This is a genomic window from Geomonas sp. (assembly GCF_056994735.1).
Genome location: NZ_JBXKJL010000418.1, coordinates 1 through 19,052, shown reverse-complemented (window position 1 = coordinate 19,052; position 19,052 = coordinate 1). Strand labels below are relative to the sequence as shown.

Below are 19,052 nucleotides of genomic sequence, written 5' to 3'. Positions count from 1 at the left end.
GGGGGGGATTTAGCGCCGCATTTCAGGCTCCCTCTCCCCCCGGGAGAGGGAGCAGTCTCGAAAGGGGGACTTAATGCCTTACTACGACAGCAGGATCTTCGAGATGACCACCCTCTGGACCTCGTTGGTACCTTCGTAGATCTCGGTGATCTTGGCGTCGCGGAACATCCGCTCCACCTCGTAATCGACCGTGAAGCCGTAGCCGCCGTGGATCTGGATGGCCTCCTTGGTGACGAAAGTGGCGGCCTCGGAGGCGAGCATCTTGCACATCGCCGACTCCACCGTGTAATTCTTTTTCTGGTCCTTCAGGCAGGCGGCTTTGTAGGTCATGAGCTTGCTGGTCTCGATCCGGGCGTACATGTCGGCCAGCTTGAACTGGATCGACTGCAGATCGCAGATCGGTTGGCCGAACTGCTTGCGCTCCTTCGAGTACGCCAGCGCCCGCTCGAAGGCCCCCTCGGCAATCCCCAGAGCCTGGGAGGCGATGCCGATGCGGCCGCCGTTCAAGGTGTCCATGGCGATCTTGAAGCCCTGCCCTTCCTGTCCCAGGAGGTTCTCCGCCGGGATGCGGACGTTGTCGAGGGCGAAGGCGGTGGTGTAACTGCCGCGGATCCCCAGCTTGTTCTCGTTCTTGAGGATCTCGACCCCGGGGGACTGCAGGTCGACGATGAAGGCGGAGACGCCCCTGTGCTTGAGGCTCTTGTCGGAGGTAGCGAAGACGACGCCGGTCCCCTTGTAGCCGCCGTTGGTGATGAAGATCTTGGAGCCGTTGATCACGTAGTCGTCGCCGTCGCGGCGGTAGGTGGTGGCGATGGCGCCGGCGTCGCTGCCGGCATCGGGTTCGGTGAGGAGGAAGCAGCCGATGATCTCGCCGGTGTTGAGCGCCGGGAGCCACTTTTTCTTCTGTGCCTCGGTGCCGAAGGTGTAGATCGGGCCGCAGGCGAGCGAAGTGTGGGCCGAGATCAGGACGCCGCTTGAGCCGCAGGCCTTCGAGACCTCCTCGACCACGATGGCATAGGAAAGCATGTCGAGGCCGGCGCCGTCATATTCCTCCGGCAGATAGCTGCCGAGGAAACCCATCTCCCCCATCTTCCTCACCAGGTCGTCGGGGATCATGTGCTCCTCGTCGATCTTCATGGCGATCGGCTTGATTTCCTTCTCCACGAAGTCCCGTACCGAATCCCTCAACACCTTGTGGTCCTGGCTCAATTCGAAATTCATCTCATCCTCCTATTGGTGTGCCCTAAAAAGGTTCGAAGAAATCCCCCTCCCCTCGAGGGAGGGGGTCAGGGGGTGGGGGCAGGCGCCACCATGGTCGCCCGTGGCAGCTTCTCCCACCCCTCGCCCCTCCCGTCATGGGAGGGGATACGAAGCTACTTCCCCTGGAACTGCGCCTTGCGCTTCTCGACGAAGGCGCCCATCCCCTCTTTCTGGTCCTCGGTGGCGAAGAGGACGCCGAAGAGGGAGCTCTCGTAGCGGAAGCCATCCTCCTTGGTCATGTTGAGACCGTTGACGATGGCGTTCTTCGCGTAGCCGACGCCGAGACTGCCGTTCCTGGCGATCTCCTTGGCCAGCTCCAGCGCCTTTCCGGCCAGCTCCGCCTGCGGGAAGACCTCGTTCACCAGTCCCCAGGCCAGGGCCTTCTGCGCCGGAATCATCCTGCCGCTCAGCACCATCTCCTTGGCCCGGTTCGGCCCGATCAGCCTCGCCAGGTTCTGGGTGCCGCCGAAGCCGGGGATGATCCCCAGGGTGACCTCGGGAAAGCCGACCTTGGCGTTATCGGAGGCGTAGATGAGGTCACAGGCGAGGGCCAGTTCCAGCCCCCCGCCGAGGGCGTAACCGTTGACCGAGGCGATTACCGGCTTGGTCATCTTCTCGATGAGGAGCATGACCCGCTGCCCCTTGAGCGCGAACTGGTGCCCTTCGAAGGAACTCATGTTCGCCATTTCCTTGATATCCGCCCCGGCCACAAAGGCCTTCTCACCGGATCCCGTGATGATGACCACCTGGGCACTGTCGTCACGCTCCAGTTCGAAGAGGGTGCACTCCAGATCGCTGAGGACCTGGCTGTTAAGCGCGTTGAGGCTTGCGGGGCGGTTGACCGTGACGAGGGCGACACCGTCGGTTATCTCGCAAAGGATGTTCTTTTCCATGTCTTCTCCCGTGAATAAGCCGAACAGACCTTAGTAGGTGTAGAATCCCCTTCCCGACTTTTTCCCCAGGTACCCGGCGTTGACCATGTTCACCAGCAGCGGACAGGGGCGGTACTTCGGGTCCTTGAATCCGTCATGGAGGACGTTGCAGATGGCCAGGACCGTGTCGAGCCCGATGAAATCGGCGAGGACCAGCGGGCCCATCGGCTGGTTCGTCCCAAGCTTCATCCCCTTGTCGATGTCCTCTGCCGAGGCGATACCCTCATAAAGGGCGAATGCAGCCTCGTTGATCATCGGGATCAGGACACGGTTCACGATGAAGCCGGGGTAGTCGTTCGAGACCGCCATCTGCTTGCCGAGCTTCGCGACCAGCGCGCTGATGGCCTGGAAGGTCTCGTCGCTGGTGCCCAGACCGCGGATGACTTCGACGAGCTCCATGATAGGTACGGGGTTCATGAAGTGCATGCCGATCACCTTGTCCGGTCGCTTGGTCACCGCGCCGATGCGTGTGATGGAGATGGAAGAGGTATTGGAAGCGAGGATGGCATCCTCTCCCAGGATCTCGTCGAGCTTGCGGAAGAGGTCGAACTTCAGCGCCTCGTTCTCGCTGGCGGCCTCCACCACGAGGTCGCAGGTGGAGAAGTCCCTGATGTCCTTGGTGATGGTGATGCGCCCCATGATCCCCTGGATGCTGGTACTGAAGATGACCCCTTTGTTCGCCTGCCTCTCCAGGTTCTTCTCGATCGACTTCAGCGCCTTTTCCAGCTGGGCTTCCGAGATGTCGTACATGAGAACCTGGTATGCGTGCTGGGCGAAGACGTGAGCGATCCCGCTCCCCATCTGCCCTGCTCCTAAGACACCGACAACCTTGAACATGTCACCCCTCCTGTATCTGATGTTCGTTAGATCTCTTATCAAAGCCCCTCTCCCCGCGGGAGAGGGTGGCCGAAGGCCGGGTGAGGGAAGTTGCCGCATAGTACTCGTGCTGCTCCGTGGCCGGCGCCCTCACCCTGGCCCTCTCCCGGAGGGAGAGGGGACTACAGGCTTCCAAGGGACTACACCCTCTCGAAGATGACGGCGACCGCTTCACCGCCGCCGATGCAGAGGGTGGCCAGGCCATAGCGGCCCTGACGCTTGTGCAGTTCCCGGATGACGGTGGCCGCCAACCTGCCGCCGCTGGCCCCGATGGGATGGCCGATGGCGCAGGCGCCGCCGTTGACGTTTACTTTCGCCGGGTCGAGGGCCAGCTCCTTGATGGCGATCATGGTCACCGCAGCGAAGGCCTCGTTGATCTCGAAGAGATCGATGTCACCGACCTTGAGACCGGCCCTCGCGCAGGCGCGCTGAATCGCTCCCACCGGCGCTTCCGTGTACTGGTCAGGATGCAGGCTGCAGGTGGCATAGGCGACGATCCTGGCCTTGGGCGAGAGGTTCAATCGCTTCACCGCACCGGCTCCGGCGAGGAGGGAGAAGGCGGCCCCGTCATTGATGGAGGAGGCGTTGGCGGCGGTGATGGTGCCATCCTTCCTGAAAACCGGCCGCAGTCCGGTGAGCTTGGCGAAGTCGACCTTGAACGGCTCCTCGTCGTCGGAGATCACGATCTCACCGCCCCGCCCTTTCTTGGTCACCGCGGCGATCTCGTCCTTGAAGACGCCGCCTTTCACGGCTTCCTGGGCGAGGCGGTAGGAGCGGATGGCGAATTCATCCTGCGCTTCGCGGGTCAGCCCGTGCCTGGCGACGGCCTCCTCGGCGATGTCACCCATATGCCTGCCGGAGTACGGGTCCTGCAGACCGTCGTAAATCAACAGGTCGGTGATTTCGCCGTGCCCCATCCGGTATCCGTAGCGGGCCTTCTTCAGGACGAAGGGAGACAGCGACATGTTCTCCATCCCCCCTGCCACTGCGACTGCCGAATCTTCCAGCATGATGGAACCTGCGGCCAACATCAGCGACTTGAGGCCGCTGCCGCAAACCTTGTTGATGGTCATGGCGTGAGCGGCATCAGGTATCCCTGCGAAGCGCATCGCCTGACGTGCCGGAGCCTGCCCTACGCCTGCAGGGAGGACCTGCCCCGCAATGACTTCGTCAACCTGGGCGGGATCGAGCCCAGTGCGATCGAGAAGCGCCTTTATCACAGCACCACCCAGAGAGGGTGCTTCGACATCCGACAGGTTTCCCCCGAAGGAGCCGAATGGCGTTCTCAGCGATTCAACAACAAATACCTCTTTCATTGCCACCTCCAGCCGTGAAATTTGAGTGTGAATATACAGCTCGTTTACGTACGTGTCAATCGTTTTTAGAACAGATTTTTACATCACCGTATAAAAATATGACCCATGCCACCTAAAACCTTGCATACTGCGGGTTTATAGCCCGAGAAAGTTGTTTATGCTTGTTCAAAGCTCCCGCCTTCAATATCTACGCTTTACGTAAAGGGAAGGCTGCAAACAAAAAGAAGGGCAATCCGTGGATTGCCCCGCTGGTCGTAACAGGATGAAGACGATTATCCTTTTGTAGGAGCGCCCTCCGGGCGCGAACCTCGCACCCGGAAGGGCGTTCCTACGGATGCTGTCATCAATCGGGAGGAGGAATGGCGGGAACCGCCTCCTACGGCAGCTACATTCCGCCCTGTGCGGTTGTTCGCGCCCGGGAGGGCGCTCCTACGGATGCTGTCACCCGTCGAGAGGAGGAGTGGCCGCTACCCTCCCCCTGCGGCAGCTACATATTCCGGCGATACTCCCCGCCGACCTCGTAGAGTGCCCGCGTGATCTGCCCCAGCGACGCGCACTTCACCGTCTCCATCAGCTCCGCGAAGATGTTGCCGCCGCTCACTGCCGCCTCCTGCAGGCGTTTCAGCGCCGCCGGCGCCTTGTCCTTGTTCCGCTCATGGAACGCCCTCAGATTCCTGATCTGCTGCTCCTTCTCCTCGTCCGAGGCCCGGGCCAGTTCGCCGGGGATCTGGTACCCCTCCTCGTTGGCGCGGGGGTTAAGGAAGGTATTGACCCCGATGATGGGCAGCTCGCCTGAGTGTTTCCTGTCCTCGTAGAGCATCGACTCATCCTGGATCTTGCTGCGCTGATACTGGGTCTCCATCGCCCCCAGCACTCCCCCGCGCTGGTCGATCCTCTCGAACTCCGCCAGCACGGCCTCTTCCACCAGGTCGGTCAGCTCGTCCATGATGAAGGCACCCTGCAGGGGGTTCTCGTTCTTGGCCAGACCCAGCTCCTTGGTGATGATCATCTGCACCGCCATGGCCCGGCGCACCGATTCCTCGGACGGCGTCGTGACCGCCTCGTCGTAGGCATTAGTGTGCAGGGAGTTGCAGTTGTCATAGAGCGCCATCAGGGCCTGCAGGGTGGTGCGGATGTCGTTGAAGTCCATCTCCTGGGCATGGAGGGAACGCCCGCTGGTCTGGATGTGGTACTTGAGCTTCTGGCTGCGGTCGTTGGCGCCGTACTTCTCGCGCATCACCACCGCCCAGATCCGCCGCGCCACGCGCCCGATCACGGTGTATTCGGGATCCAAGCCGTTGGAGAAGAAGTAGGACAGGTTGGGGGCGAAGTCGTCGATGTGCATGCCGCGCGAGAGGTAGTACTCGACGTAGGTGAACCCATTGGAGAGGGTGAAGGCGAGCTGGGAGATCGGATTGGCCCCCGCCTCGGCGATGTGGTAGCCGCTGATCGAAACGGAATAGTAGTTCCGCACCTGCTGCTCGATGAAGTACTGCTGGATATCTCCCATCATCCTGAGCGCGAACTCCGTGGAGAAGATGCAGGTATTCTGCCCCTGGTCTTCTTTGAGGATGTCCGCCTGCACCGTCCCGCGGACCGTCTGCAGGGTGCAGGCCCCGACCTTGCGGTATTCCTCCTCCGAGGGCTCGCGGCCATGCGTGTTGCGGAAAAGCTCAAGCTGCTGCGCGATCGCGGTATTGAAGAAGAACGCCAGCATGATCGGCGCAGGGCCGTTGATGGTGATGGAGACGCTGGTGGAGGGGGCGCAGAGATCGAAGCCGGCATAAAGCTTCTGCATGTCCTCGACCGTGCAGACCGAGACGCCGCTCTCTCCCACCTTGCCGTAGATGTCCGGCGGATAGTCCGGGTCCTCCCCGTACAGCGTCACGGAGTCGAAGGCGGTCGACAGGCGCTTGGCACCGTCGTCCTGGCAGAGGTAGTGGAAGCGCTTGTTCGTCCGCTCCGGGGTCCCCTCGCCCGCGAACTGCCGCTTCGGATCCTCCTCAACCCGCTTGAAGGGGAAGACGCCCGCGGTGTAGGGGAAGAAGCCGGGGACATTCTCCTTCATGCACCACTTGACGATCTCGCCCCAGTCCTCGTAGTCGGGGAGAGAGACCTTGGGGATTTTCGTCCCTGAGAGGGAGGTGGTGTAGAGTTCGGTGCGGATCTCCTTGTCGCGCACCTTGGTGACCTGGGCCTCCTGACGGTAGCTGGCCTTGAGCGCCGGCCAGCCCTCCATGATCCGCCGTGGCTCGTCCTGGAGCCTTCCGGAGAACGATCCGATCAGCTGGTCAAGTTCGGCGGAAGCGGCCTCGCCTTTCACGTGGGACTTCGCCCCTTGGAGCTGGAACAGGGTCCGCGCTATCTTCGCCTGCTCCTCGACCGTCTTCCGGTAATTGCGGGCCGTCAGCACTATCTCGCCCAGGTAGTGAACCCGGTCGGGCGGGATGATGTACTGTTTCAGGCTTTGCTTCTCGGTGATCTTCAGTTGCGACTGCCATCCGAGCTTTTTCTTGTCATTGAAGCGATCGAGCACCGCCCGGTAAAGGACGTTGGTGCCGGGATCGTTGAACTGCGAGGCGATGGTGCCGTAGACCGGAACCTCCTCGTCGGGCACCTCGAACATGTTCCGGTTTCGGCGGTACTGTTTGCGCACGTTGCGCAGCGCATCCTCGGAACCTTTACGCTCGAACTTGTTGAGCGCGACCAGGTCGGCGAAGTCCAGCATGTCGATCTTCTCGAGCTGGGTGGGTGCTCCGAATTCGCAGGTCATGACGTAGAGCGAAACGTCGCAGATACCGACCACCCCGGCATCCCCCTGCCCTATCCCGGAGGTCTCGACGATGACCATCTCGAAGCCTGCGGCACGCACCACGTCGATTGCGTCCTGGATGGCCGCGGAAAGTTCTGAGCGGGAATCCCGGGTGGCAAGGGAGCGCATGTAGATCCGGTCGCTGTTGATGGAGTTCATCCTGATGCGGTCGCCGAGGAGCGCGCCGCCGGTCCGCTGCCGGGACGGATCCACCGCCAGAATGGCCACGCTCTTGTCGGGGAAGTCCCTGATGAAGCGGCGGACGAGTTCGTCGGTGAGGGAGCTCTTCCCCGCCCCGCCGGTGCCGGTGATGCCGAGCACCGGGACCTCTTTCCCCATGCCCCGGATGCGCTCCCGTACGGCGCCGTAGCCCTCGCTGTGCTCATGAACTGCCTGCTCGGCGAGGCTGATGAGGGTGTTGACGGCGCGGATGTCCCTTTCCTTGAGCCGGTCGATCTCGGAGTCGATGTCGCGCTCGGGGGAGAAATCGCAGAGCTCCAGCATGTGGTTGATCATCCCCTGGAGCCCCATGCGCCGGCCGTCCTCGGGCGAGAAGATCTTGCTCACCCCGTAGGACTCGATCTCGCGGATCTCGTCAGGGACGATGACGCCGCCCCCCCCGCCGAAGACCTTGATGTGCTCGGCGTCTCGCTCCTTCAGGAGGTCGCGGATGTACTTGAAGAAGGGCACATGCCCACCCTGGTAGCAGCTTACCGCGATCCCCTGGGCGTCCTCCTGGATGGCAGCGGTGACGATGGCCTCCACCGAGCGGTTGTGACCCAGGTGGATCACCTCGGCCCCCGAGGCCTGGAGCATCCGCCTGATGATATTGGTGGCAGCGTCATGACCGTCGAAGAGACTGGTAGCCGTAACAAAACGAATCTTGTGTGTGGATCGGTAAGGTGCCGCAGCGGCTATGTGCATGGTCGTTCTCCTTCGTCAAGTTGGGAGATTAAGTCCCCCTTTGCAAAAGGGGGATTTAGGGGGATTTTTGCGGTTGGCAACATGGTTCCCCCCCGCACCCCCACAAAGGGGGGAGGTTCTGTCTTAGCTGTCCGCGAGGGTGAACTCCCAGGCGCACCAGAATTCTTCCGGGTGCTCGTCGGGCGGACACGCGATGCAGCGGGTCTGCAGGCGGGGATCGATGGTCCTGGCGAATTCGCCGTACTCGACGATCCCCACCGATTTGCACGGGTGGTCCGGGAGCCCCTTGCGCTTGCGGGCCGACTGGACGCGGCAATCGAGCATCCGGAAGACGGCGCGATGCTCGCTGACCTCGATGGACTCCTGAAGATTCAGGCGGGCGTAGAAGCGGTGCTGCAGGCATTCCACCAGGGCGGGGATCCCGCCGCCGGGCTTCATCCCCAGCCGCTCCATGATCCTCTTGGCCTCGATCACCGTGAAGAGCCGCCAGGCGTCGGTATCGATCTCAACCGCCACATCCATGCCGTATTTCTTCTCAAGGGACTGGAACCAGACACCGTCATGGGCCAGCCAGTTCTTGGCGTCGTCGACGATGATCCGGACCAGTTCCTCCTTGCTGAGCGAGTAGAGGAGCTTGATGCCTCCATCCCCCGCCTGCTCGGCAACGCAGGGTTCTGCCTGTAAGGTTGCAGCATTTGTCATGGATCCACCTCCTTTAGGTGATGTCGGTTACCCCATCTTTTCATATCCACCATCCCCATGAGGGAGGGGATCAGGGGGTGGGGGCGGATGCCACCATCTCAGAAGTGGCCGCTTCACCCACCCCCCAGCCCCCTCCCGTCGAGGAGGGGGAGCTTCTTTAGTGGTCGGAGGCCTTGGCGATGCCGATGCCTGTGTTCTGGCGGACATCGATCTCGTCGAACATCTCCTCGGCACGGCGCTCCCTGAAGAGGAGGCATCCGAAGAAGGCGGCCAGGAAACCGATCGGGACGGAAACGATGCCCGGGTTCTTGAGCGGGAAGATGGGGGCGTCAAGGCCGACCATGGAGGTCCCGTTCTTGTTCTTCTCGTACTCGGCCCTCGATTTCTCCAGGCTCTTCAGATCCTTCTCAGGCAGCGCCACACCGCTGGCCTGCTTCTTCTCCAGGACGTCGACCACCTTCTTGGCATCGGCTGCCACCTTCTTGGGATAGGTCATCACGGGGGAGACCATCACCAGGGCCAGCGCTGTTACGGTACCGACAACCAGACCGGAAATGATGCCGGAGGTGTTGAACTTGCGCCAGAAGAGCGAGAGGACGATCACCGGGAAGTTACCGGAGGCCGCCACGGCGAAGGCCAGGGCCACCAGCGCCACCACGTTTTCCTTCTCGGCCATGAGCCCCATGACGATGGCGGAGGTGCCGACGAAGAGCGAGGTGATGCGGGCTACCTTGACCTGCAGGTGCTGATCGGCCTTGCCGTCCTTGATGATGTTCACGTAGACGTCGTGGGCGATGGCTGCCGAGGCCGCCAGCACCAGCCCGGAAACGACGGCGAGGATGGTGGCGAAGGCCACGGCGCAGATGAAGGCCAGGAAGATGTCGCCGCCGAGGCTCCCCGCGCCGCCGCCCATGTGCTGTGCCAGCAGCAGGGTCGCCATGTTGCCACCCTTGTCGACAGCAAGGATGCTCTGCGGGGTGAGGTAAAGGGCGGCGCCGAAACCGATCACGGAAATCATGAAGAAGAAGCTGGAGTTGAGGAAGAGGGCGATGATGATCGACTTGCGGGCGTCTTTAGCGCTGGGAACGGTGAAGAAGCGCATCAGGATGTGGGGAAGACCTGCGGCGCCGAGCGCCCAGGCAAGCCCCAGCGAGATCTGATCGAGCGGACTTTTCAGGAAGAGACCTGGCTCAAGGAACCTCTGCCCATAATTGACGCCGGGCTTGGCAATGACGTCTTTGAGGACGTTGGTGCGTACGTGATCCTGGATCGCGGGGCTGTTGACGATGTCGGTGAAGAAGTGGATGGGATTGAAGCCCGCCTTGGCCGCGACGAGGATGCAGAGCACGGTGGTCGCCCCCATGAGAAGCGAGGCCTTTATGATCTGCACCCAGGTGGTAGCCTTCATCCCCCCGAAGACCACGTAGGCGACCATGAGGGCGCCGACGCCGATGACCGATACCTTGTAAGGGATGCCCAGCAGCATCTGCATGAGCTTCCCGGCGCCAACCATCTGGGCGATGAGGTAGAAGATGGAGACGGTCACGGTCGAGATGGCGGCTACCCCGCGGACGATCTTTGGCGAACTCCTGAAGGAGAGGATGTCGCCGAGGGTGTATTTCCCGGCATTGCGGCAGGGCTCGGCGATGACCAGCAGGATGGCGATGAACGAGAACATCGGTCCTACCGCGTACATGAAGCCGTCGATGCCGTACAGGGAAATCAACCCGGACATCCCCAGGAACGACGCTGCCGACATGTAGTCTCCGGCAATGGCCCAGCCGTTCTGGAGGCCGGTGATGCCGCCGCCGGCGGTATAGAAGTCGGAGGCAGTCGTGGTCTTCTTCGCTGCCCAGACCACGACCCCCATGGTGACGGCGATGATCAGGGCGAACATGCCGATGGTGATCCCGCGGTTAGGGGTGACCTTGGCGGGAGCGGCATCGGCCTTGGCGGGCGCCTTTACCGAAGCGGCCGCAGGGGTTGCAGCCGCTGCGGTCGCCGGAGCGGAAGCCGCGGGCGCCGATGCTGCCGGGGCGGACGGAGCTGCAGCAGGACCTGCTGCCGAGACTATGGCGGTGCCGAATAACGACAACGAAAGGGCGACGGTTAAAGCGGCTATTTTATTTTTCATTATTTCCCCCTCCTCTTTATGTGATGACGCGTCTGTCTATTTCAGAACATCAAGCAACTGCTTGGTGAGCCGGTCAAAGTCCTTGTTGGCAACATGGGCGTAGTAGCTCGCCACCCCGATCGCCATGACGAATTGCGAGAGGATGAAGATGTAGCCGAAGTTGATGGGACCCAGGACCTTGACGTTGAACGCCTCCGGAAAGTAGCCGGAGATGACCGGGAGGAGGAGGTAGTAGATGGTCGAGATGATCCACCAGCTGAACAGGAAACTGCGTTTTTTGCGTTTGAGTTCGATGAAGCTGCTGTTGTTGGCAATCACTTCCCATTGGGTTTTTTCCGCCATGGCCGTCACTCCTTTTGTTGAGGGTTGTCAAATCATCCCGCCCCTGGCAGCGGGTCCTATTCATTGCATGCAAGGTCGAATGCCCCTTACGGGCGGGCGTAGCCGAACTTCATCGAAAGGGTCTCGGCGCTCAGGCGCAGGGAGGGGATGATCTCCCCCTCGAGCCTCTCGCCGAAGAGGCGGATCGACGGCCCCAGCATCATCAGGGCCCCCACCACCTTCCCGCCGTAATCCCTCACCGCCACCGCGACGGTGATCACTCCCTCACCCATGCCGCTGCAGTCGATAGCCACGCCTTTCTCGCGGATCTGCTCCAACTCCACCCGCAGCGCCGCCATGTCGGGGTAGCGGCCGCGGCTGCCGCGCCACCTCTTGCCGATCTTCTCCAGCAGGTCCCAGGAATCGATGGCCCGCATGACCTTCCCTGCCGCATTGCTGAAGAAGGGAAAGCGCTTTCCCACCACCGGCTCCACCTTTTCCTGCTGAAGGCAGTCCACCATGTCGAGAAAGAAGACTTCGTCGCCGTTGAGGATCGCCATGTAGATGGCTTCGTTGTGCTGGCGGGCCAGCTGTTCCAGGACCGGTCGGGCGTCCTTCAGAATGGTCACGTAAAGCTCGTCGTCATGAGGGAGGATTGATTTCATGATCGCTCCTGCATACTTGAGGTCCCTGGCGTTGTCGATGAGCCTCTCGGCGAGCCTTCTCGCGCGGCCGCGGTCATACTTGCCGCTTTGCACCGCATACTCCACCAGCCCCTTGCTCTCGAGGCTGTCCAGCAGACGCATCACCTTGTACCTGCTGATTCCTGCTTTGCGGGCCAGAGCCGACAGGGAGCAGCGCTTCCCACCGGCCGCCACGATTTCCATAAGTTCCAGGGCCTTCTGCAGTCCATCAAAAGAAAGGTCCGTTTTTCCCTTTTCCATCGTCATCCCCTCGATCGGTCCGGAACTAATCCCAGCTCTTGATCTTCATGGTCCCGTTCTCAGCCAGGTTCTGCTGCATCTTGAAGACCTTGAATAGCATGTGCGGCTCGTGTCCCACGTTGAGCTCGAAGCATTCCCTCTTCGCCCGCTCGTAATACTCCGTCATGATCGGCTTGTAGTCGGGGTGGACGCACTTCGTGATGATGGTCCTGGCCCGTTCCACCGGGGAAAGCCCGCGCAGGTCGGCGAGTCCCTGCTCGGTGACCAGCACGTCCAGGTCGTGCTCGGTGTGGTCCACGTGCGGGGCCATGGGGACCACGCAGGTGATGCCGGTCGGGTCGCTCTTGGAGGGACGGGTGGAAGGGGTGTGCATGATGGAGAGGTAGGCGTTTCTGAGGAAGTCGCCCGAGCCTCCGATGCCGTTGATCATCCTGGTCCCGCCGACCAGCGTCGAGTTGGCGTGGCCGTAGATGTCGAACTCCACCGGGGTGTTCATGGCGATCACGCCCAGGCGGCGGATCGGCTCCGGGTTGTTGCTGATCTGCATGGGACGAAGCACGACCTTGCTGGTGTAGAAGTCCCAGTTGTCGTAGAGGCGCTTGAAGCCCCCTTCCGAGAGGGAAAGCGAGGTGGAGGAGGCGAAGTTGAGCTTCCCGGAATCGAAGAAGTCGAGCATGGTGTCCTGGATCACCTCGGTCCAGACGTTGATGTTGGAGAAGGGACCCTTGACCATGCCGCCGACCACGGCGTTGGCGATGTTGCCGACACCTGACTGGAGCGGCAGGAGGTTCTTGGGCAGCCGCCCGGCCTTGACCTCGAACTGGAAGAAATCGAGGATGTTGGCCGCGATCTGCTCGGAAACCTCGTCGGGCTGGGAGAGGGCGCGCCCCTTGTCCGGCATGCGGGACTCGACGATGGCAACGATCTTGTCGGGGTCGCAGGGAACATGGAGGGAGCCGATACGGTCATCGACCCGGCTGATCAGGTAGGGCTTCTTGTACGGAGGGCGCTCGGTCATCACGATGTCGTGGATCCCCTCGAAGGACGGGATGGCCGTGTTGATCTCGATGATCAGCTTGTCCGAGTGCTGGATGACCTCGGTGGCGCAGCCGATGGAGCCGGCCAGAATGATGCTCCCGTCCTCGGTGATGCCGCTGGCCTCGATCAGGCCGAGGTCGAAGCCGCCGCCCCGCTCCTTGGTGTAGAAGCCGTAGGCCAGGTCCTGGGCGTAGAGGGAGAGGTGCTTGTCGCCCATCCGGACGGTGCCGTTGTTGACCTGCTTTTGCACCACCTTCCCCGTCTGGTACGGCCAGCGCTTGTCGGTCATCAGTAGCGAGGCCCAGCGGTCTTCGATCTCTGCGCCGATCGATGCCCCGATGAAGAGGTTGAAGCGCATCTTCCCCTGCAGGTTGTTCTTCTCGACGTAATCGGCCAGCGCCGCAGGCACCACCTTCGGGTAACCGACCGGCGTGAAGCCGGACCAGCCGAGGTCCATGCCGTTCTTGAAGAAAGGAATGGTCTCCTCGGCGCTCATGATCCTGGAATGCAGGCTGGTCTTTCTGATCCTCTTTTGCAGTTCGCTCATGTAAACCTCCGTTTGTTATGATCAAGACACCCGTGGGTGGCAGCCTCTGGTAAGGGCCAAAAGTCACGGTTTATATGCAATTATCTCCGGACCAGCAAATGTAAAACATTGGTGTATGGCTGTGAATGAAGGCGTCGAACCGTGAAGGGTAAAGGCTTGATTTGAGCTGCAAGAGAGGAGTCATAAGCATTGGATCGACCATGGCAACCTTGTTGCGATTTGACGTGCACGGGATCCTGGACTTTCCGGCCACCGCCACCGCCACCCGCAACATCTCAATAAGACGTTGTTTTCATACATTTATCACAGAGAGCGAAAGCTACGCTGAAAAAATACTCGCAGTTTACGTCCATGTCAAGCGTTAATAAAACAATATTCTACGTAATCATAATTTTTCATCCTGCCACCCCCTTGCCCCTCCCTGTTCTGGGGCTGGCAACAGTAATGAGTTGACAAACGCCGGAGCATAGCCTATGAATGGATGAAGTTTACGTAAAGGTGAAATCCATGAATATACTGAACATACTGAAAGATGGCGAGGAAGCGGTTTCGATAGGTGACCTGGCGAAGCAGTACGATCTCACCACGAGGACGCTCCGGTATTGGGAAGAGGTGGGGATAATAGAGTCGGTGCAGCGACTCGATGGCGCCACCAGGGGCTATACCCCCTACTATGTCAGAAGGATCAAGTTCATCCTGAAGCTGAAGGAGTTGGGGCTCACCATCAAGGAGATGCAGGATCTCTACGTCGCCTACGGCGACGCCAAAGAGACCGACAGGATGATCCCGCGCCTGATCGAGATCCTCGACCAGCATATCGACAAGGTGGATGAAAAGATGTCGCAGCTGGCTTCGCTTAGGAAGGAGATCGTCGACTACCGCCAGAAGATGATCAAGCGCTTCACCTTGAACAGCGAGAACGCCGCCGCATAGCCCCGGTTCCCGCACCGCTTCCGCCACAACGCCACCTGCGGCCCATCACAGCCGCAGGTCGGGCCCTTTCGGGCAAAAAAAGAGGGGATCCACATCGTGGGTCCCCTTCCGCATTTCCAGCTTCTAAATTTTCAACAACGGCACCGAACCCTGATGCAGGATCGCCGGTGACTCATCAGCAGCCTCCCCTCCCCCGGGCGAGGCGCGCTCCTGAACGAAACTCAGGCCGTCCCTTCACTTAATTGCTCATCACGAACTCGTCGCGACGGTTCTTGGCCCTGGCAGCTTCGTCATGGCCGGCATCGGCAGGCTTCTCCTTGCCGTAGCTGATGGTCGATAGCCGGTCGGAAGGAATGCCCAGGCTCTGAAGATACTTCGAGGCAGCCTTGGCACGTCTCTCCCCCAGGGCGAGGTTGTAATCGTCGGAGCCGAGCTCGTCGCAGTGCCCCTCGATCTGGATCTTGCTCTGCCCCTTCTTCAGGAGGTCGGCATTTTTTGCCAGGGCCTCGCGTGCCTGGTCCGAAAGGTTCGCCGAATCGAAGTCGAAGAAGATTCTGTCCAGGGCGGTCTTGAGGCTCTCCGCCTTGACCGGCGTCGCCGGCTGAACCTGTTTTTGAGCCTGCGACTCATCGATCTTCGATGTGGAAAGGCCTGCGTCCCTGGCCTCGACCTTCACGGCTGCGGCCGGAGCCTTAACGGTTGAGGCGGACGGGGCTGAAGGCGTGGCCGGAGGGATCATCTGATCCTGCTTGACCACTTGCTGCTTGGCGCAGCCGCCGGCGCACAGGGCTGTCAGGGCACAAGCGATCAGGGACATCTTGAACTTTTGTTTCATACTCTCTCCTTTTGATAGTCGTGCGCGGCAGCAACTGCGACAGGGCGCGTCGCTGCTGCACCGCATCCGCTGAGACCGCGGGCACGACGAAATGTTCGCACCCGCACGAAACGTCGCTCCTCCAAAGCGGAGACGAACTATCGTTCGGGCGCACGACGGGGTAACCAGCCGGGGTTAAGCCGACTGTTGATTTTCTAAGGGAGTGATCAGCAGATGGATGCAGGTGGTCCGCGGGCACCGCTTTGGGGAGGGGTGATGGAACTGAAGCTATACGCTTCAAGGGCGAAAACGGTTTCGAAGGTCGCAGGTGCCAGCAGCCTAGGGGCATATTCGTGGTAGAAGTCGGCGAACTGGATCTTCTTGCCCGTCGCCTCCTGGCTGCTTTTGCTGCTGCATTCAATGACGGCGCGCGGGCGAGGCTTTGGCGTACTGTGGCCGTTCTCGAGGTTGGGAAGCCTGACTCCCAAGGCGATCAGGAAGACGCAGATCGGGATGATTGACCAGGCAAGATTTTTTCTGCTCGAAATGTTGATCTCCTTCGCCATGAAGGGTGATTTACACCAAAAGAGCGGGATGCGCAATGTTTACCTGTAAAAAATTAACCTTTGGCTATTGGTACTGCCAACTAATTCCCTATGATCATTACTCTTACTGATCAGCGTTAATCTTCCGCCATGAGATTGTCATCCCCGAATGCCCTTATCCCCCTGCCCCCTTTGTCAAAAGGGGGGGGACCTGACGACGGGGAGTTCTTTGGCTGAGGTACTGACCACAAAGTAAAGAGGGGAGCCGCTGGTGGCTCCCCTCTTTACTTCCATTCGCCCGGCAGGTGAAATTGCAGGGGTCACCGCAGCCGGATGTTCTCCAGCCTCACCCTTCCCGCCTTTACCGTGAGCTTCCCGAATATTCCAGCGGCCGAGAGGTTGTCCTGGTAGCTGCAGTCATACCCCCCCTTGAGGCTCACCCCGATCTCCTTGTCGAAGATGAGATCGCTGCTGAAGTTGTACTCCTGCAGTTCGAGGACATCGTTGTCGGCAGCCTGGAGGTAGGCGGAGAGGAGGTCGGCGAAGGCCGCCGGCGTCGGGCCCGGAATCCTCACCGGGGCCTCCGAGCATTTCTGCACGCTGATCAGGCGGTGCTTCGTCCTGGTGTCGGAGGCGCTGGCGCCGAAAGCGGTGAGGCTCACCGAATAGGTCCCGGCGTCGTTGTAGACGTGGACCGGGTTCCTGGCAGTGTCGCTGGCACCGTCGCCGAAAATCCACAGCCAGGAGTCGGCCATGCTGGAGAGATCGCTGAAGCTTACGATGAGCGGCGCGTAGCCGGAGGTGACCTGGCTGGAGAAGTCGGCAATGACCGGGAAGCTGTAAATCTGGGTCTTCACCTGTTCGCTACTGGAGCCGTCCGTGGCGGAGGCGAAGTATCTCAGCGTGGTGGTCGACGAAATCGCCAGCGGTCCCATGTAGACGGCGGATTGGGCGGTGGGCGTCGTGCCGTCCAGCGTGTAGTAGATGGTTGCGGACTTGCTGGGAGAGAGCACCACCATCTTGGCCGAGGAGTAGGTACCTCCTGCCGGGGAAGCGGTAGTGGTGGGAGTGCGCGGCGGCCAGGCGTCACCGTAGGCGAACCTGACCTTGACCGGCGTGGCGCGGTCGTAGCTCGAAGCGTCGCCCAGGGCCCCGTAGTCGTTGTAGCCCCAGCTCCAGACCACGCCGTCGCTCGTTTCCGCCAGGGCATAGGCTTGGCCGGCGGCGATGGCGACCACCGATGCCAGCGTTGTGACCTGCACCGGCGAGCTCTGCGCTACCGTGCTGCCGATCCCGAGCTGGCCATGACCATTGCGCCCCCAGGTCCAAAGCGTACCGTCCGCCTTCAGGGCCATGGTGAACTCATCCCCGGCGGCGATGGCGGTTACACCGGTGAGCCCGGGAACGGCCTGCGGCGCCGCGCGCTGAACCGTGGTCCCGTCGCCCAGTTGTCCCTGGTCATTGCGCCCCCAAGTCAGGACTGTTCCGTCCGCCTTCAGGGCGACGGTGTGGTCGGCCCCGGCGGCGATGGCGGTCACACCGGAGACCCCCTCCAGCATCCGGGGGCTGTAGGTGTCGTCCCAGGGGCCGGACTCGAAGCCAAGCTGTCCGGAACTGTTCTGTCCCCAGGTCCAGACGCTGCCGTCTCCCTTGAGTGCCACGGAGTAGTAGTTGCCCGCGGCGACGGAGATGAAGCCGCTGCTGTTGGGCAGGACGGTCGGCAGAATCATGGTGCCGCCGGGGTAGGAACCGTCGCCAACCTGACCGGCGCTGTTATCTCCCCAGGCTACCAGGGAGCCGTCGGCCTTGACGCCCAGGCCGTGCCACATCCCCAGGCTTAGCTCTGCCATTCCCGTAAGCCCCGGCACCTGGGCTGGAGGGTACTGATTCTGGACTCCCGGCACCCCGAATTGCGATTCCCGGCCGTTGCCCCAGGCCCAGATGCTGCCGTCGAGGGCGATACCTGCGCCGGTAGCGCCGTTTCTGGACAAGGCAACTTTGACCAGGGGCGGTGCCGCCGAAATCTCCACGGGGGTACTGAAGTACCAGAAAGAGTCCGAGGCCCCGAGTTCGCCGTAGCTGTTGTCCCCCCAGCCCCACAAGGTGTTGCCGAAGAGCGCCATGCTGGAAAGTGCGCCGGCAGCCAGGGAGGTTTTGGGGGCGATCTTTGTGAAGCGTGCCGTCACTACGGTATCGGCGCTCAGGGTGACCGTGCAGGCGTCGGTACCGCTGCAGGAACCTTCCCAGCCTACGAAGGTGGCGTTGGGATAGGCCTCGGCGGTCACGGTGACCGTGGTGCCTTCGCGGTATTCGGCGCTGCAGTTGCCGTCGCAGAACTGCGGCCGCCACGGAGACTCGCTGTAATCGACGTGCGTGATCGAGCCGATACCGGTGCCGACAGGCTGGTAGATGAGCCGGGGACCGTGTTCGAAAGTGGCTGAAACATCCTGGGCCTGGGCCATCACGATGGTACAGGGTCCGGTACCGCTGCAGGCTCCGCCCCACCCAGTGAAACGCGAGGTGCCGGCGGCAGTGGCGGTCAGGCTGACCTCGGTACCGGCATCATAGAACTGGGGGCAGTCGCCGAAGCAGGCGGTGCCGGGGGTGAAGGTGACCCCCCCCTGCCCCGCGCCGAGGCGGGTGAAGTTGAGCGGGATGGGCTTGTGGTCGAAGGTCGCGGTTACTGACTGGGCCTCGTTGAGCGTGACGGTGCAGGGCCCGGTGCCGCTGCAGGCGCCGCCCCACCCGGTGAAGTTGGAATCGGCCCGCGGTGTGGCGGTCAGGATCACTACCGTCGCCGGTTCGAAGTTGCGGCTGAAGCTGTTGATGAAACTCCCGCCGGGGTCGAGGGTAACGGTCCCGGCACCGCTCCCTTGAGGGTTGTAGCTCAGGGCGACCATCGGGGAGCCGTAGCTGTACTTGATCGTCGCCAGCGACCGCTCGTCACCGGCGCG

At 61.5% G+C, this 19,052-nt stretch carries 14 protein-coding genes; 1 reads left to right on the top strand and 13 read right to left on the bottom strand.

Annotated elements, in window-relative coordinates:
• Positions 1-81 precede the first annotated feature (81 nt).
• The 10 genes from AC11W3_RS17710 to scpC form a co-directional block, all read right to left on the bottom strand.
• The gene (locus AC11W3_RS17710; RefSeq protein ID WP_484091542.1) at positions 82-1,221 is read right to left on the bottom strand and encodes an acyl-CoA dehydrogenase; all 1,140 of its coding nucleotides are present in this window, start codon (positions 1,219-1,221) and stop codon (positions 82-84) included.
• Positions 1,222-1,373: 152 nt separating this feature from the next.
• Positions 1,374-2,153 carry an enoyl-CoA hydratase/isomerase family protein gene (locus AC11W3_RS17705; RefSeq protein ID WP_484093471.1) on the bottom strand — a complete coding sequence of 260 codons (780 nt, stop codon included), beginning with the start codon at positions 2,151-2,153 and terminating at the stop codon, positions 1,374-1,376.
• A gap of 30 nt (positions 2,154-2,183) precedes the next feature.
• Positions 2,184-3,029 (bottom strand): 3-hydroxybutyryl-CoA dehydrogenase, encoded by an 846-nt coding sequence (locus AC11W3_RS17700; protein WP_484091540.1) that lies wholly within the window; start codon positions 3,027-3,029, stop codon positions 2,184-2,186.
• Positions 3,030-3,208: 179 nt separating this feature from the next.
• Complete coding sequence (locus tag AC11W3_RS17695; RefSeq protein WP_484091539.1) at positions 3,209-4,384, bottom strand: thiolase family protein; 1,176 nt, start codon at positions 4,382-4,384, stop codon at positions 3,209-3,211.
• Between the two features lie 487 nt (positions 4,385-4,871).
• Positions 4,872-8,120, bottom strand: coding sequence for a fused isobutyryl-CoA mutase/GTPase IcmF (icmF, locus tag AC11W3_RS17690; protein WP_484091538.1), 3,249 nt, complete (start codon positions 8,118-8,120; stop codon positions 4,872-4,874).
• Between the two features lie 123 nt (positions 8,121-8,243).
• Complete coding sequence (locus tag AC11W3_RS17685) at positions 8,244-8,822, bottom strand: DUF6125 family protein (RefSeq protein ID WP_484091537.1); 579 nt, start codon at positions 8,820-8,822, stop codon at positions 8,244-8,246.
• Positions 8,823-8,979: 157 nt separating this feature from the next.
• A complete protein-coding gene (locus AC11W3_RS17680; protein ID WP_484091536.1) occupies positions 8,980-10,956 on the bottom strand; it encodes a solute symporter family protein in 1,977 nt (658 codons plus the stop codon).
• 36 nt (positions 10,957-10,992) lie between these two features.
• On the bottom strand, positions 10,993-11,298 hold the full coding sequence (locus AC11W3_RS17675; protein ID WP_484091535.1) for a DUF485 domain-containing protein: 306 nt from the start codon (positions 11,296-11,298) through the stop codon (positions 10,993-10,995).
• A gap of 86 nt (positions 11,299-11,384) precedes the next feature.
• On the bottom strand, positions 11,385-12,221 hold the full coding sequence (locus tag AC11W3_RS17670; RefSeq protein ID WP_484091534.1) for an IclR family transcriptional regulator: 837 nt from the start codon (positions 12,219-12,221) through the stop codon (positions 11,385-11,387).
• Between the two features lie 25 nt (positions 12,222-12,246).
• Positions 12,247-13,806 carry a succinyl-CoA:acetate CoA-transferase ScpC gene (scpC, locus tag AC11W3_RS17665; protein WP_484093470.1) on the bottom strand — a complete coding sequence of 520 codons (1,560 nt, stop codon included), beginning with the start codon at positions 13,804-13,806 and terminating at the stop codon, positions 12,247-12,249.
• 516 nt (positions 13,807-14,322) lie between these two features.
• Here scpC and AC11W3_RS17660 point away from each other — a divergent pair.
• Complete coding sequence (locus tag AC11W3_RS17660; RefSeq protein WP_484091689.1) at positions 14,323-14,739, top strand: helix-turn-helix domain-containing protein; 417 nt, start codon at positions 14,323-14,325, stop codon at positions 14,737-14,739.
• Between the two features lie 238 nt (positions 14,740-14,977).
• Here AC11W3_RS17660 and pal read toward each other — a convergent pair whose 3' ends face one another.
• From pal to AC11W3_RS17645, 3 genes are all read right to left on the bottom strand, one after another.
• Positions 14,978-15,574, bottom strand: a complete 597-nt coding sequence (gene pal, locus AC11W3_RS17655) for a peptidoglycan-associated lipoprotein Pal (protein WP_484091532.1) — start codon at positions 15,572-15,574, stop codon at positions 14,978-14,980.
• Positions 15,575-15,780: 206 nt separating this feature from the next.
• A complete protein-coding gene (locus AC11W3_RS17650) occupies positions 15,781-16,119 on the bottom strand; it encodes a hypothetical protein (protein ID WP_484091531.1) in 339 nt (112 codons plus the stop codon).
• Positions 16,120-16,418: 299 nt separating this feature from the next.
• On the bottom strand, positions 16,419-19,052 hold a 2,634-nt coding region (locus AC11W3_RS17645), incomplete at its 5' end, for an RCC1 domain-containing protein (protein ID WP_484093469.1).

Coding starts and splice junctions, on each gene's coding strand:
- AC11W3_RS17710 (WP_484091542.1), bottom strand. CDS start 1,221: ATGAATTTCGAATTGAGCCAGGACCACAAGGTGTTGAGGGATTCGGTA.
- AC11W3_RS17705 (WP_484093471.1), bottom strand. CDS start 2,153: ATGGAAAAGAACATCCTTTGCGAGATAACCGACGGTGTCGCCCTCGTC.
- AC11W3_RS17700 (WP_484091540.1), bottom strand. CDS start 3,029: ATGTTCAAGGTTGTCGGTGTCTTAGGAGCAGGGCAGATGGGGAGCGGG.
- AC11W3_RS17695 (WP_484091539.1), bottom strand. CDS start 4,384: ATGAAAGAGGTATTTGTTGTTGAATCGCTGAGAACGCCATTCGGCTCC.
- icmF (WP_484091538.1), bottom strand. CDS start 8,120: ATGCACATAGCCGCTGCGGCACCTTACCGATCCACACACAAGATTCGT.
- AC11W3_RS17685 (WP_484091537.1), bottom strand. CDS start 8,822: ATGACAAATGCTGCAACCTTACAGGCAGAACCCTGCGTTGCCGAGCAG.
- AC11W3_RS17680 (WP_484091536.1), bottom strand. CDS start 10,956: ATGAAAAATAAAATAGCCGCTTTAACCGTCGCCCTTTCGTTGTCGTTA.
- AC11W3_RS17675 (WP_484091535.1), bottom strand. CDS start 11,298: ATGGCGGAAAAAACCCAATGGGAAGTGATTGCCAACAACAGCAGCTTC.
- AC11W3_RS17670 (WP_484091534.1), bottom strand. CDS start 12,221: ATGGAAAAGGGAAAAACGGACCTTTCTTTTGATGGACTGCAGAAGGCC.
- scpC (WP_484093470.1), bottom strand. CDS start 13,806: ATGAGCGAACTGCAAAAGAGGATCAGAAAGACCAGCCTGCATTCCAGG.
- pal (WP_484091532.1), bottom strand. CDS start 15,574: ATGAAACAAAAGTTCAAGATGTCCCTGATCGCTTGTGCCCTGACAGCC.
- AC11W3_RS17650 (WP_484091531.1), bottom strand. CDS start 16,119: ATGGCGAAGGAGATCAACATTTCGAGCAGAAAAAATCTTGCCTGGTCA.